12 protein-coding genes are annotated in these 13705 nt (G+C 59.7%); 6 read left to right on the forward strand and 6 right to left on the reverse strand.

What is annotated here, in order from left to right; all coding sequences use genetic code 11:
- The first annotated feature begins 82 nt into the window (after positions 1–82).
- On the forward strand, positions 83–985 hold the full coding sequence (locus MRS74_RS17255) for a hypothetical protein (RefSeq protein WP_254581516.1): 903 nt from the start codon (positions 83–85) through the stop codon (positions 983–985).
- A 34-nt stretch (positions 986–1019) separates the two neighbouring features.
- On the opposite strand, the gene MRS74_RS17260 is transcribed toward MRS74_RS17255, so the two are convergent.
- The 3 genes from MRS74_RS17260 to MRS74_RS17270 form a co-directional block, all read right to left on the reverse strand.
- Positions 1020–2303, reverse strand: coding sequence for an NAD(P)/FAD-dependent oxidoreductase (locus MRS74_RS17260; RefSeq protein WP_254581517.1), 1284 nt, complete (start codon positions 2301–2303; stop codon positions 1020–1022).
- Positions 2304–2336: 33 nt separating this feature from the next.
- On the reverse strand, positions 2337–3758 hold the full coding sequence (locus tag MRS74_RS17265) for an aldehyde dehydrogenase family protein (protein WP_254581518.1): 1422 nt from the start codon (positions 3756–3758) through the stop codon (positions 2337–2339).
- 167 nt (positions 3759–3925) lie between these two features.
- On the reverse strand, positions 3926–5284 hold the full coding sequence (locus MRS74_RS17270) for a glutamine synthetase family protein (protein ID WP_254581519.1): 1359 nt from the start codon (positions 5282–5284) through the stop codon (positions 3926–3928).
- 290 nt (positions 5285–5574) lie between these two features.
- Here MRS74_RS17270 and MRS74_RS17275 point away from each other — a divergent pair, with 290 nt between their 5' ends.
- From MRS74_RS17275 to MRS74_RS17290, 4 genes are all read left to right on the forward strand, one after another.
- Positions 5575–6354: a gamma-glutamyl-gamma-aminobutyrate hydrolase family protein gene (locus tag MRS74_RS17275; RefSeq protein WP_254581520.1), complete on the forward strand. Its 780-nt coding sequence runs from the start codon at positions 5575–5577 to the stop codon at positions 6352–6354.
- 170 nt (positions 6355–6524) lie between these two features.
- Positions 6525–7067, forward strand: a complete 543-nt coding sequence (locus MRS74_RS17280) for a cupin domain-containing protein (RefSeq protein ID WP_254581521.1) — start codon at positions 6525–6527, stop codon at positions 7065–7067.
- A 222-nt stretch (positions 7068–7289) separates the two neighbouring features.
- The gene (locus MRS74_RS17285) at positions 7290–7796 is read left to right on the forward strand and encodes a hypothetical protein (RefSeq protein WP_254581522.1); all 507 of its coding nucleotides are present in this window, start codon (positions 7290–7292) and stop codon (positions 7794–7796) included.
- On the forward strand, positions 7793–9214 hold the full coding sequence (locus MRS74_RS17290; protein WP_254581523.1) for a GAF domain-containing protein: 1422 nt from the start codon (positions 7793–7795) through the stop codon (positions 9212–9214). The genes MRS74_RS17285 and MRS74_RS17290 overlap by 4 nt, the downstream gene beginning before the upstream one ends.
- A gap of 323 nt (positions 9215–9537) precedes the next feature.
- On the opposite strand, the gene MRS74_RS17295 is transcribed toward MRS74_RS17290, so the two are convergent.
- From MRS74_RS17295 to MRS74_RS17305, 3 genes are all read right to left on the reverse strand, one after another.
- The gene (locus MRS74_RS17295; RefSeq protein ID WP_254581524.1) at positions 9538–10083 is read right to left on the reverse strand and encodes a hypothetical protein; all 546 of its coding nucleotides are present in this window, start codon (positions 10081–10083) and stop codon (positions 9538–9540) included.
- 94 nt (positions 10084–10177) lie between these two features.
- Positions 10178–11503, reverse strand: coding sequence for an ABC transporter substrate-binding protein (locus tag MRS74_RS17300; RefSeq protein ID WP_254581525.1), 1326 nt, complete (start codon positions 11501–11503; stop codon positions 10178–10180).
- 45 nt (positions 11504–11548) lie between these two features.
- A complete protein-coding gene (locus MRS74_RS17305; protein WP_254581526.1) occupies positions 11549–11851 on the reverse strand; it encodes a hypothetical protein in 303 nt (100 codons plus the stop codon).
- 28 nt (positions 11852–11879) lie between these two features.
- Here MRS74_RS17305 and MRS74_RS17310 point away from each other — a divergent pair, with 28 nt between their 5' ends.
- On the forward strand, positions 11880–13694 hold the full coding sequence (locus MRS74_RS17310; protein WP_254581527.1) for an adenylate/guanylate cyclase domain-containing protein: 1815 nt from the start codon (positions 11880–11882) through the stop codon (positions 13692–13694).
- Positions 13695–13705: the final 11 nt, after the last annotated feature.

Here is a 13705-nt window from a genome sequence, read left to right on the forward strand (position 1 = left end):
TCATATTCAGATGGATAGCTGATACCTTTAATATCCGGCCGGTCGGGGTGCGGCAAGCGCAGAGGGTCGGGGGAGGTGAGCGATGCGATTCTTTTTCGCAGGGCTCGCGCTTTTGGGGCTGTTGTCGACACTGACCCTGAGCGCAGAAGAGCAGGTATTTCCGCCCGGGGCAGCCATTCACCCGCTGTGCTTTGACCAGCTACTGTCCGGCCTCACCGGCGATAGCCCTTTCAGTCCTGTCACCTGTGATGGCATGCCTGGAAAATATCCGGTGTTTATCTTTCCGGGGCAGGATGCCGCCGATCTGACCTATACCGCGCAACGCATCACCGAAGAGGGCTACAGCCGCGGTTTTATCGCCTATGCCGTTGCAGGGCACTGGCCCAGCAAGACCGGCAACGACAAATGGACCCTGTTCGAAGTCACGGCGGCCAATGGCTTTGGCAACCTTCGCAGTTCCATCTGGTTGCTGCTGCAGCCGCAGGGCAATAGGGTGGTAAAACCGCTGCTCTATGTGCCCGGGGGAGATCGCTGCAACGACGGTGCGCTGCGGGTGTCGGAGGTGGGGTCAGATCGGCTGGTATTTCTGTCGGCGGCCACACCCTTTCGTCTGCTTAATCCCACCCGGCTCAGCGAATGGCGCCTGTTTATGCAGCAACACGCCGCAAACCAGAACGAGCAAGCCAGCAACAATCAGCCCCCCTTTATGGACTGGAAACCCTACCTTGATGTCGCCAATGACGCCGGCGCCTGTGCCGGCGGCATTATCAAATCCTACAATTTCAAAACCGATACGCTGGATGTTCTGGGCGTGCGCATTGATCCCGGCGCCTTTGTGAGTGCCCAGCAGGGCACCAAGCAGGCCTGTATCAACAGCTGGCTCAAGGCACAGGATCGTTTCAGCAAAGACGGCGTCCAGGATCTGGATCTGGATGAGTGGGGCGCCATGCTCAGAACTCTGGAGCCCGCCTGCGCACAGCGATAAAGACGCTCGGTGCAGGCTTAGGTGCGCATCAGCATCAAACGCCGAGTCGGTCCCGCAGACTGTAGTACCAGGCGCCCATGGCGGTGAGTGGCACGCGCAGCAAGCGCCCGCCGGGAAAATTGTACTGCGGCAGGCCGGCAAACACATCAAAGCGCCCGGACTGGCCCCGAATGGCATCACAGATCAGTCGCCCCGCCAGGTGCGAGCTGGCAATGCCGTGGCCGCTATAGCCCTGGGCATAATAGATATTGGAGCCAATGCGACCAAACTGCGGCAATCGCATCAGGGTCAGCAGGAAATTGCCGCTCCAGGCGAAATCCACCTTGACGCCGGCGAGCTCAGGGAATGTCTTGAGCATGTTAGGGCGGATCAGCTGCTCTATCTTGCCGGGTTCGCGCGCGCCATAGGTCACGCCGCCGCCGTAAATCAGCCGGCCATCACCGGTCAGACGGTAATAGTCCAGCAGATAATTGCAGTCTTCAACACACTGATCCTGCGGCAGCAGCGCCTGCTGCACCTCCTGGCTCAGGGGCTCGGTGGCCAGCACCTGGCTGCCACAGGGCATGGATTTTTGCGCCAGCTGCGGAATCAGGCCTCCCAGGTAGGCATTGCCGGCCACCACAACATGGTTTGCGCTGACGCAGCCTTGTTCGGTGTGCAGACGCACCTTGTCGCCCTGTTCCACGCGCACGACCTTGGAACCTTCGTAAATCACGCCGCCAAGGGATTCCAGCGCAGCGGCTTCTCCGAGCACCAGATTCAGCGGATGAAAATGCCCGCCGCTTTTATCCAGCAGGCCGCCGGTGTAGCGGTCCGAACCGATGTACTGGCGAATGCTGCTGGCATCCAGCAGCTCAAGCTGCTCATGGCCATGTCTTTCCCACAGGCGTTTCTTGCTGGCCATTTCGTCCAGCTGGGCGCCGGTGCAGGCGGCGAAGATGCCGCCGTCTTTCAGATCGCAGCGAATATCGTAGCGTTTGACGAAATCGCGAATAATCTGCCCCCCCTCGAAGGCCATGGCGCCCATGGCGTTGGCAGTATCCTGGCCATAATGTTTCTCGATAAAATCCATATCACGGCTGTAGCTGTGCACGATCTGGCCCCCATTGCGGCCCGAGGCACCAAAGCCAATGCGGCTGGCCTCCAGCACTATGACCTTGTAGCCCTGTTCTGCCAGGTGCAGCGCACTGGACAGGCCGGTAAAGCCGGCACCAATAACGCAGATATCCGCCGTGGCATCACCCGTAAGGGACGGCCGCTGCCGGGTATCATTGGCGGAGGCGGCATAGTAGGACGCAGTATGCTGTTGTGTTGTCATCTTGGTTCTCGTTACCCGCAGAGATCTGGCGGGTTACTCAGGTAGCTGAATCGACTTTATCTCGACGAACTCGAGCAGGCCTTCATTGCTCCACTCACGGCCATTGCCCGACTGTTTATAGCCGCCAAAGGGCGCGCTGTAATTCCAACCGGCACCGTTCAGGCTGACCTGGCCTGCACGCAGGCGACGGGCGATCTGCTGCGCCTGCCCGACATCCCCGGCCCAAACCGCGGCGGCAAGCCCGTAGGCCGTGTCATTGGCCAGACGAATGGCGTGCGCTTCATCCTCAAAGGCCAGCATGCACAGCACCGGGCCAAAAATTTCCTCCCGCGCCACGCTCATGTCGGCGGTGACGTCGGCCAGCAGCGTGGGGCGCACATAGCAACCCTGCTCCAGTCCCGCGGGCGGTTCAGTGCCACCGCACACCAGCCGGGCACCTTCATGCACGCCCTTGCGGATAGCATCCAGCACCCGTGTCTGGTGCGCGGCCGAGCTCATGGGGCCCATAAAACTGTCGTTTGAGCGCGGATCACCCACCTTTATAGCCTCAACTTCAGCCCGTGCCATAGCCACGGCTTCGGCGTAGCGACTGCGCGGCACCAGCATGCGGGTGAGGGCGCAGCAAATCTGGCCAGAGTTGACCATGACATCGCGCACGCCAAAGCGTATCGCAGCCAGCAGATCCGCATCCTCGGTAATGATCAGGGGTGATTTGCCGCCCAGCTCCTGGCACACGCGCTTTACATCCGGTGCCGCCATCTGGGCGATACGGACACCTGCCCGGGTGGAGCCGGTAAAAGACACCATGTCCACCTGTGCATGGGTACAGAGCGGCTCACCCACGCCTGGGCCGTCACCGGTAACCAGGTTGAATACACCGGCGGGCAGGCCTGCATCATGGGCTACCTGGGCGAATATCAGCGCGTGCAGCGGTGTCGTCTCGGCAGGTTTCAGCACCATGGTGCAACCGGCGGCCAGCGCCGGCGCCACCTTGCCCACCAGCTGGTGCAGCGGCACATTCCAGGGCGTGATAAAGGCACAGACACCAATGGCTTCGCGCAGGATCATGGAATGCCCTTCGCGACGCACCTCATCCATCAGCGCCGCCCGGGGCACAAAGGAGCGCATGCCGGCGATAGGGCCAGCGACCTGCCAGTCCCGCGACAGATGCAGTGGCATGCCCATCTCCCGGCTAATGGTGCAGGCCAGCTCTTCAAGGCGCGCCTCAAGACCTGCACAGATGCGCTCGATGCAGGCGGCGCGCTCGCACGAAGGCGTAACCGACCAGGAGGGGAAGGCGCGCCTTGCCGCCAGTACTGCCCGATCGACATCCGCGGCACTGGCATCAGTAACCCGGGCATGAACAGCGCCACTGGCGGGATTAATCAGCTCCCGCACGGTACCGCTGGCAGGAACCCAGCAGCCGTCTATATAGATTTCAGTTAACGTATCCATCATAAAGCCTTGATTATTATGTTAACTAGAGAGTTTGAGTGCGGCCCCCACGCCAGGGTGCAGGCCTGTTTCCATTCCTCAGAAAGGCATCAGACTGCATCATGAACGCGGCAACAGGCCCGCTTGCGCGGCTTTCACAAGTCCAGAACAAGGCCAGAACTGGCGCATTACAGGGTCGACAGATACCACTGGGTTTCGAGTTCGCTGACATGGCGCTCAAACTGGCTAAGCTCATCGGACTTGCAGCTGTCATACAGATCGACGAAGTCGCTGCCCAGATAGTTGCGCAGCACCTCGCTCTGGCGAAACAGTTCCAGCGCATCGGGCATGCGGATCGGCAAGCCAATGATTTCATCGGCGAAGGCGTTGCCCTCGGTATCCGGGCCCGGTTTGCATTCCTGTTGCAGGCCGTGGTGTACACCGGCAAGCAGGGCGCTCATTACCAGATAGGGGTTGGCATCTGCACCTGAGACTCGGTGCTCGATGCGGGTAGCAGCCTCCGTACCCGCCGGAATGCGAACCGCGACTGTGCGGTTGTCGTATCCCCAGTTGGGCGCGATGGGCACGTAGTAGCCCGGTTGCAGCCGACGGTAGGAATTGACGTTGGGGCAGAACAGCGCCATGGACGCCGGCATCATCTGCAAAAGACCACCGACGGCATGCTCCAACATCTGCTGATGCTCGGCTAAGACGTTGTTGCCCTGGGCATCCAGCAGACTGATATGAATATGCATGCCATTGCCGGCTTCTTCGCTGTAGGGTTTGGCCATAAAGGAGGCTTCCATGCCGTGCTGTTCGGCCACGGACTTGATTACCCGCTTGAGCAGCAGAGCGTTATCGCAGGCCACCAGGGCATTGTCCTGATGCTTGAGATTGATCTCGAACTGGCCCGGGGCATTTTCCGCCACTGCGGTATCGGCAGGAATATCCTGCGCGGCGGTGTACTCGGCGATGTCTTCCAGCAGGTTTGCGTAGTCGTCCAGATTGGTCATCGAGTATACCTGGGTATGCTCGTCACGCTTGCCACTGCGCGGTGATAACGGCGGCTGCGGGCGGCCTGCTTCGTCCCGTTCCTGATCAATAAGGTAGAACTCAAGTTCGACCGCCACCACGGGGGTCAGACCCAGTGCGTCAAATTTTTTCAACACCCGGGCCAGAACATGGCGCGGGTCGCCGAAGAAGGGCGAACCATCTTCCTCGAACATGTGCATCATCAACTGGGCCATAGGGCGGCGCTGCCAGGGTGACAGCTTCAGAGTGCCGGGTTCGGGTCTGCAGACCCGGTCGGGCTCGCCAATTTCCAGCCCCAGGCCACAGCTTTCAACGGTATTGCCGGTGATATCGAGGGAAAACAGGGATGCCGGCATGTTCACGCCATCCTCATACACTTTTTCCAGCCCTGCGCGTTCAATGCGCTTGCCCCGGATTACGCCATTAAGATCGGGGATAAGGAGGTCAATGGCCTCCATATCCGGATTCTGTTGCAGAAAAATAGCGGCTTCGGTGTGCTGACTGTGGGAAGACATGGTCTTGTCCTTGGTTTTCTTGAAATCACGCCATGAGCGTGGGATGGCCGGAGGCGGCCACAACAAACGCTTTTATGTGTTTGTTATATCGATCAGTTTAGCGATTCGCAAATCTGTCGGTCAAGCCGGGCTGATCAATTTATTGATCAATGATGCGGCAAAAACCCGCTTATAAAGCTATTTATGTTCTTTTATTTTCTTCGATGTAGAAAAACCGCTTAATTCAGCGTAAAAGAACAGGCTATAACTCATACCTGAATGATGAATATAAAGATCAATCGAGAAATACCATGACGCCTCTATCCGCCTCGCCAACAGCACGCCCCCTTGTCGGAATTGCCTGTTGCACCAGCTTGCTGGGTGCGCATCGTTTTCACATGGTGGGTGACAAGTACATTCAGGCCGCCCGCAGCGGCGCCGATGTCTCGGTACTGCTCCTGCCGGCTTTGGGGGAAGAAAGCATCGAACTGCTGTCGCAGCTGGACGGACTCCTGCTGACCGGCAGCCATTCCAATGTCGAGCCCAGACACTATGGCGCTGCGCAGCAGCAGGAAGACATGCTCACGGATCCGCTGCGCGACGCCACCACACTGACGCTGATCCGCGCCGCAATCGAGCAGCAGGTGCCGGTACTCGGCATCTGCCGTGGCTTTCAGGAAATCAATGTGGCGCTTGGTGGCAGCCTGCATCAGGCCGTACACCAGGTTGCGGGGCTGCAGGATCACCGCGAAGACAAGCAACTGGCGTTGCAGCAGCAGTACGCCACCCGTCATCCGGTTGAACTCCAACCCGGCGGTCGGTTGGCCCGATTGATGAACGGTGCCCTAAGCCAGCAGGTTAATTCGTTGCACGGGCAGGGCGTGCAGCGCCTGGCACCAGGGCTGCGTGCCGAAGCCCTGGCACCGGATGGACTGGTAGAAGCCTTTAGCCTTGAAGACAGCAGCGCGGGCTTTTTGCTGGCGGTGCAGTGGCACCCGGAGTGGCAAATGGCACAGCATCCTTTCTACCACGCTATTTTTGAGACTTTTGGCAACGCCTGCCGGGTCCGTGCGGCGGCACGAAGCGCCTGAAGGTGCGCAGTTCCGCAGCCGCCAGAACGACTGCAGCAAGCAGGTGCCGTGGCTCTTTAGCCACTGCCTGCTGCCACTTTTTATCCGTCGGCATCATGCTATGATGCGGCCGGCCTGATGCCGCCAATCGACCTGCGATCAATATATTTATCAGGATGGGAGTTTCAAGAGTGGATGTAGGTGACCGACTCAAGAAAATTCGTCAAATCTACGGCTTTTCTCAGCGCGAACTGGCCAAGCGGGTGGGCCTGACCAACAGCACGATTTCGATGATTGAACAGAACCGCGTCAGCCCGTCGGTCAGTTCACTGAAAAAAATTCTTGATGGCATTCCGATGTCGGTCAGCGAATTCTTTACCGTTGATTTGAACGCCCATGACAAGGTGGTGTACCGCCCCGAGGAGCTCATTGATATCGGCAGTGATGGCATAGAGCTGCGCCTGGTGGGCAGTGTCGAAAACAAGTCTGGCCTGGCGTTGCTCATCGAAAGCTATGAGCCCGGCGCCGACACGGGCACGGAGATGATGTCCCATGAAGGTGAAGAGGCCGGCACTGTGATCGAAGGCTCTATCGAGGTCACTATCGGCGGTGAAGTGCATCGGCTGGATGCCGGCGACAGCTACTCGTTCTCCACCCAGATCCCCCATCGTTTTCGCAATCGCAGCAAGAAAACCTGCCGTATCGTCAGCGCCCATACACCGCCGACCTTCTAGCGTTGTCTCCGCGCCTTTTTTGGTAAAAGGCAACCGTGCCATTCACCAGCATGCGCCTGTCACAAAGCGGCCTCCAACCGTAGCTGCGTTCATATTCGGACAAAATGGCCCGCGAAAGTGCCGCCGAAGACGTTGCCGGGCGGCCTTTTGTCGTCAATGCTTAGGTGATCGAATGACCAACTGTTGATCACCGTCTGGCGGTGATCGCGCCGGAAAGCACCCATGCGCATCAGCAACGTCGAGGGGCCGCTTGATCCCAGTCTGATCCAGTTTCTTACCAGTCAGCTATCGATACAGGTCGCTGCCTGCAGCGATGCAGGGGAACCTACGCTGGCGCGGGCTCTCGGAGCCCGAATGTCTGCCGATGGGCACCGGCTGGCGCTGATGGTCCCCGTATCCCAGGCCCGCGAACTGCTGACGTGTATCGCCGCTAACGGGCACATTGCTGCGGTTTTCAATGAACCCGAAACCCACCGTACCGTGCAGCTCAAGGGCAATGATGCGCGCATTGAAGCCATCAGTGCAGCAGACGCCGCCGCACTTGGCCCCTATGTCGAGCGCCTGGCAAGGCGCCTGCAGCACTACCAGGTGCCGGAAGCCTTCAGCCGCGCGTTTTACGCCGCAGATCCCGCCGATCTTGTCGCAGTAAGCTTCTCGCCCAGTGCCGTTTACGGCCAGACCCCCGGGCCCCACGCCGGTGAGCCCCTGAAGCCGGGAAAAGCCCCATGAATCCCTATCTGAGTATCGACACGCTGCGCAATTGTCTGGAAGGGGTTATCCCGGCAGGGGTGGCTACCTGCAGCCGTGACCTGGTCCCCAATGTCTCCTATGTCTCCCAGGTGATGTATGTCGATCAGGACCATATAGCACTGTCGTTTCAATTCTTTAACAAGACGCGTGAAAACATTCTCGCCAACCCTTTGGCAACGGTGCTGATGGTGGATCCCGATACCGCCGCCCGCTATCGCATGAAAGCGCGCTATCTGCGCACTGAAACGCAAGGTCCGCTGTTTGAACGCATGAAAGCCAGGCTCGCCGGCATCGCATCCCATGAAGGTCTGGTGGGGGTGTTCCGGCTGCGCGGTACCGATGTCTATCGCATTCTCGATATAGAGGCCGTGCCAGGGGCCGAATTGCCACGTCAGCTGCCAGGGCGTGCCATCTTGCCGGCGCTGCGCCAGTGCAGCGAGCGCCTGCACAATTGCTCCAGCCTGGAAGACCTGGTTGATAATCTGCTTGATGCGCTGGACCGCTCCCTGGGACTCAGCCACAGCATGCTGCTGATAGCCGACAGGCCCGGTGCCAAGCTTTATGTGGTGGCGAGCCGGGGCTACCCCAGCTCAGGTATCGGTGCCGAGATTCCCCTCGGGGTTGGTGTTATCGGTATCGCTGCGCGGGAACAGGTGCCCATTCGCATCATGTTTACCGCCGCCGAATACGCTTATACCAGGGCCGTGCGCGAGCAGGCGATTGCGGAGGGCCTGGTGGATGCGCTGGAGCAGGTCATTAACCTGCCCGGCCTGAACGAGCCTTCCAGCCAAATGGCCATCCCTTTGCCCGGCATCCGCGGGCTGATCGGTGTGCTCTACACCGAAAGCCAGCAGGAGTGCCGTTTCAGTTATGACCTCGAAGATGCTCTGGTCACACTCTGCGCCCAGGCAGGCCTGGCGATTCAGGGCCTGCAACTTGCCGATGAGCCAAGGCTAGTGGCGCCGCCAGCTGACTGTCTCTGTATCGAAGATCCCCTCGCAGATGCATCACCCGACCCTCTGCGGGTGGAATACCATGACCGGGATCACAGCGTGTTTATCGATGGCGACTACCTGATCAAGGGTGTGGCCGGTGCCGTGCTCTGGCGCATTCTGAATGATTACCGCGAAAGAGGGCGTGTCGATTTCAGTAACCGTGAGCTGCGCCTTGATAGCCGTCTGGGTCTGCCCGAAATCAGCGACAATCTGGAAGCGCGGCTGATTTTGCTCAGCCGGCGTCTGCAGGAGCGCAGCCCTTTCCTGCGCATCGAGAAAACGGGGCGAGGGCGCTTTCGCCTGCTGCTGCAGCGCCCCCTGGTACTTGTGCCGATGAATCCATGCGCGGCGCCACCGCCAGGCGGTATTAGCCAGCCTGCTGCCAGCGCGGATCAGGCGTAGCGCCAGGGGCCGTGGCAACGCGATTATCGCCAACCGCCTGGGTGCCTGCCAGGTTTGCCGCGTTCAACAGGCTCCCGCTACAACACGCCTGACCCTCCACTGACTGACGACGTCGCAACCTCCAGGGCAACAGGAACCGCAACCACCATTTCTGGCGACGCAGGCCTGATTTTTTGCGCGAAGTGGCCCTGGCTGCTGGCATCAAGGTCGCAGAGCCGGTGATTCGCCACGGCCAGAGCTTTTTGCACAAGGCGGGAGCTTTCCAGAATCTGCGCTGCGGCTTATTGTCGCTACCCGCTGCAATTATGCCGCGCCTCCGGTGGCTAGTTTTCGGGATTTTCATCAGGACCTCCGCGATCCAGCTGAGCCTCGCCCCTGGCCATGACCGCATCGTCGGTCGGCGGCAGTGGTTCGAGCGAAATATAGGGTGTCGGAATCGGCCGCCCCGGAGCGACGGCGACAGGGGCATCTATTCCCGCGGGACCCAGGCTGCGCAGATACTGATACACCGCCAGCTGATCCTCCTGTGTCATCAGCTGCAGCGAGGGCCAGGTCATCGGGGGCATGCCACCGGCGCGAATGCGCTGCTGCCATTGCTCGGGCTGCATCGTTGCAACTTTCAACCGCAGGTTGGCGGGATAACTCAGGCCCCAGGGGCCGGCGAAACCTACGCCTGAGCCCAGCAGACGTTCGGATTCGGGCATCACCTCGCCGATTTCGGCATAACCCGTCGAGTGGCAGTCATTGCAACCACCCACGCCAACCAGATAACGGCCACGTTCGATGACGGCAGCATTGTCATTCGGCGTCGCCGCCATCGAAACGGCGCTATGCAGCGCCAATGCACTAATCAGATACACATTTTTCATGCCACGTACTCAGCTTCAGGTTCGACCGTTTCAGCCTACGCCTGACACTCAAGCGGCGTTGTTAATACTTCACTCAAGGAATCTTAAAAGAATGCTAACTGCGTTTTGCTGGCATCATGAAGCGCTGATCGGCGTAGCGCGGCGGCCAGACGATATGTGCCTCGCCGTTGCGCAGCTGTGCCAGCGGAAAGAAAAAACCTTCCATAAAGCTGCCGGTAATGACTTCGTTTGGAGACTGGGCGCGGGGATGGGGCCTGTTGGAGAACTGGTAGCGATTCCAGACACCGCGGTAGGGGCTGCGGTAGAGCGTGCGCGTCAGGTCATCCAGCGCCAGGCTGGAGGTAGCATTGAGCATGCGGATAGCCATGCGGGTATAGTCATAATGCAGCCCTGCAGCGGCTATGCTGGGCATATCGCCAAAAAGACTGTGGTAACGGCGCACCCACCACTGCTGCCAGAGCGCAATCGGCATGGCTGAATCCATCGAAATCACGTAGTCCGAGCTGTTGCCGGTGTAGGCGTACCAGTCCCGCGTCCAGCGCAACCCGTGGCCCAGCAGCAGCGCATTCAGCTGCAGCTCGCGGAACTGGCGAACAAAGCGCGCGCCGGCCTGGATACCGGTGGTGGTCATCGCCACCAGGGAAATATCCTCGTCGCGATAACGGGCCAGAAGTGGCAAGAAATCATCCTGATCGAGGGCGGTGAGATCCGGCGACTCGACACTAAAGCCCACCGACTGCAAGCTGCTGCGCAGGGCATCCGCCCAACCACGGCCATAGGCACTGTCCTCTGCCATGATGGCCGCCCGGTTGTTCGCCGGGCGCCAGAGCCCCTGATCGCGCAGATACTGCAGTGGCTCACCGTAACGGGCCGCCAGCAGGCCGGGCGCGGGCCAGCCCTTGAACCAGCCTCGGTATTTGGCGTAATCCTGGTTCAGTCGATCGGAAATTGCCTGGGCTTCTCCCAGATGGCCCAGATGCAGAATTCCAAGGGGCGCCTCGGCTTCCATCAGCGCCAGGGCGACATCGGAGTGCCAGCCACCCACCAGCAGGCTCAGCTGATTCTCGTCCTGCGCGTGCTTGAGGGCCTGCACTGCCCTGGCCGGATCCGAGGCAGTATCCACCCAGACAGGATGAATATCGTAGCGCTGCCCGGCCAGTTGCAACGGAATCTCGCCATCGGCCCTGGCATCCATTAATGCCATCAGCACGCCGCGGCTGATCTCGAGTCCGGTATCCTGTGCCGGCCCGGTAAAGGGCCCACAAAAGCCAATCGACAGAGTATCGACGCCAGCCATGTCTTCGGCCTGCGCCGGCCAACCCAGCAGTGCACCCACGCCTAGCACGGAGCGCTGCAGCAACCGCCGACGCGTAACAGCGCCGACATCGCCCCGGCGGTAGTATTGATCTGGCAGTGACATGGACGTTCTCCGACTGGCCTGATGCATCTATTCCCTGTTATCAGCCTAGTTCAGGCTTCCAGCAGCCTGTCGGGCTTGGCCGATCGTAGCGAGAGAAAGATCGATTTGCGGCAGTTTTTGAGCTCTTTTGCGGCGAATAGTGGTTCTATTTAACAATAAAGAGTACGAAAAATGACCAAATTCGGCTTTTCCGCAGTAGATCAGTGATAAGTCCGACAGGCTGCTAGCGCAGACATCCTTGCAGGAAAAGGCCAGAAGATGATCGCCCAGGGCATAGATCGGCGCCGAAGAGCACCAAAAGCCGCTAACCTTGAGGCAGGGCGCTCCGGCCGCTGCGGCGGGCGCCATTCATGGACCGATAATCGGACAGGCGTGAATGCGACTCACTGGCACAGCGATACTGCGGCACAGCCTCAAGGCGCGAATGACCGCCGGGATACTGCTGGTTTCCCTGCCCGTGGTGATTGCCCTGGCGGTGGTGTCCTACATGCTGTCGGCCGGGCTTTTGCAGCGCATGGCCATTGACCGGTTTGAGCTGATTGCCGAACAGCGGGAAGGGGAAATCTATGAATTTATGGCCGATCAAGCCGATATAGTGCGAAAAATCGCAGCTGTCGATGCGTTGCGCGATGCCATCAGTGAGCTGCGCGGGCTGCCCCTGGGCAGCCCGGAATATCAGCCAACCTATATGGCCATGGCTGATACGCTGTTTCGATCCACCTTCCTCGATTACGGTTCCGCCGCGGCAACCGACCTGACCGGGCTCATGCTGCTGAGCCAGGACGAGGGCAGGATTTTCTTCTCAACCCGCTCCGAGCAGGAGGGTGAAGTTCGCAGCAGTGACCCATTCTTTGTCGAGGGCCGCGACCACACCTTTATCCAGCCGGTGTATCAGGCAGCCGATACCCGACTCCCGACACTCACCGTTGCTACACCGCTGACCGGGCGCAATGGCGAGCCGCTGGGCGTTCTTGCAGCCCAGATCCGGGTGCCGGTGCTGGTCGACATCGTCAGCCAGCGCGGTGGCCTGGGGCAAACCGGTGAATCCTATCTGGTGGATACCGGCCACCGCTTTCTGTCGATGGCGCGCTTCGGGGAACAGGCCTATCCCGATGGCGCTCACAGTCTGGGTATCGACACCGCGATAAAGGGCCAAAGCGGCGCTGGGCTCTATCTGAACTACGCCGGCCAGGCGGTGATTGGCAGCTATCGCTGGCTGCCGGATCTGGGTCTGGCCCTGCTCACGGAAATCCGCGTCAGCGAGGCGCTGCAACCGGCCACACGCCTGGGCTGGCTGATGCTGCTGCTCGGGCTGCTGGCCGTGGCACTGCTGTTGCTTGGCACCTATTTCATCGCCCGGCAGATTGCGCGCCCCATTCTTGCCGTGAATGCCACCACGCGGCAGATCGCCGCAGGGGATCTGCATGTACGTGCGCCTGTACTGACTGAAGATGAAACCGGCGTTCTGGCGCAGAACTTCAATACCATGATCGACCGGCTGGAGGAAACCCTGGCAGACCTTGCCGCCGAGCAGGAAAAATCAGACCACCTGCTGCTCAATATACTGCCGGCGCCTATTGCTGCGCGCCTGAAACAGGGCGAGGGCACCATTGCCGATAGTTTCGCCGAGGTTACCATCCTGTTCGCCGATATCGTTAATTTCACGCCCATGTCGGCCGGCCTGCCGGCGGTGAAGCTTGTCAGCCTGCTGAACGAGATATTTTCCGAGTTCGACCGTCTGAGCGAGCTGCTCGGGCTGGAGAAAATAAAGACCATCGGCGATGCCTATATGGTGGGTGCAGGCCTGCCGGTAGAACGCAAAGACCATGCCCGGGTTGTCGCCGAAATGGCACTGGACATGCTGGATGCCATCGAGCGTTTCAATCGTCGCCACCAGAGCGATCTGCACATGCGCATCGGCATTAACACAGGACCCGTAGTGGCCGGGGTCATAGGTACCCGAAAATTCATTTACGATATCTGGGGCGATGCGGTCAATATCGCCTCACGCATGGAATCTCAGGGCATTGAGGGCTGCATTCAGGTCACCGAAAATACCTGGAAACACCTGCAGCACGACTACCTGTTCGAGGATCGCGGGCTTATCAGCATCAAGGGAAAGGGCCGGATGCATACCTATATGCTGCGCGGTCGAAAGCACCGCGAGCCTAGCATCGCAGGCATGGACTGATGCTGCTTTTC

Origin of the sequence: Marinobacterium sedimentorum, assembly GCF_024267675.1 — a bacterium.
GTDB classification, from domain to species: domain Bacteria; phylum Pseudomonadota; class Gammaproteobacteria; order Pseudomonadales; family Balneatricaceae; genus Marinobacterium_A; species Marinobacterium_A sedimentorum.

What these genes read in the sequence shown, in the direction of transcription:
- MRS74_RS17275 (WP_254581520.1), top strand. Translation starts at nt 5,575, where the DNA reads ATGACGCCTCTATCCGCCTCGCCAACAGCACGCCCCCTTGTCGGAATT.
- MRS74_RS17310 (WP_254581527.1), top strand. Translation starts at nt 11,880, where the DNA reads ATGCGACTCACTGGCACAGCGATACTGCGGCACAGCCTCAAGGCGCGA.
- MRS74_RS17260 (WP_254581517.1), bottom strand. Translation starts at nt 2,303, where the DNA reads ATGACAACACAACAGCATACTGCGTCCTACTATGCCGCCTCCGCCAAT.
- MRS74_RS17290 (WP_254581523.1), top strand. Translation starts at nt 7,793, where the DNA reads ATGAATCCCTATCTGAGTATCGACACGCTGCGCAATTGTCTGGAAGGG.
- MRS74_RS17255 (WP_254581516.1), top strand. Translation starts at nt 83, where the DNA reads ATGCGATTCTTTTTCGCAGGGCTCGCGCTTTTGGGGCTGTTGTCGACA.
- MRS74_RS17295 (WP_254581524.1), bottom strand. Translation starts at nt 10,083, where the DNA reads ATGAAAAATGTGTATCTGATTAGTGCATTGGCGCTGCATAGCGCCGTT.
- MRS74_RS17265 (WP_254581518.1), bottom strand. Translation starts at nt 3,758, where the DNA reads ATGGATACGTTAACTGAAATCTATATAGACGGCTGCTGGGTTCCTGCC.
- MRS74_RS17305 (WP_254581526.1), bottom strand. Translation starts at nt 11,851, where the DNA reads ATGGCGCCCGCCGCAGCGGCCGGAGCGCCCTGCCTCAAGGTTAGCGGC.
- MRS74_RS17300 (WP_254581525.1), bottom strand. Translation starts at nt 11,503, where the DNA reads ATGTCACTGCCAGATCAATACTACCGCCGGGGCGATGTCGGCGCTGTT.
- MRS74_RS17270 (WP_254581519.1), bottom strand. Translation starts at nt 5,284, where the DNA reads ATGTCTTCCCACAGTCAGCACACCGAAGCCGCTATTTTTCTGCAACAG.
- MRS74_RS17285 (WP_254581522.1), top strand. Translation starts at nt 7,290, where the DNA reads ATGCGCATCAGCAACGTCGAGGGGCCGCTTGATCCCAGTCTGATCCAG.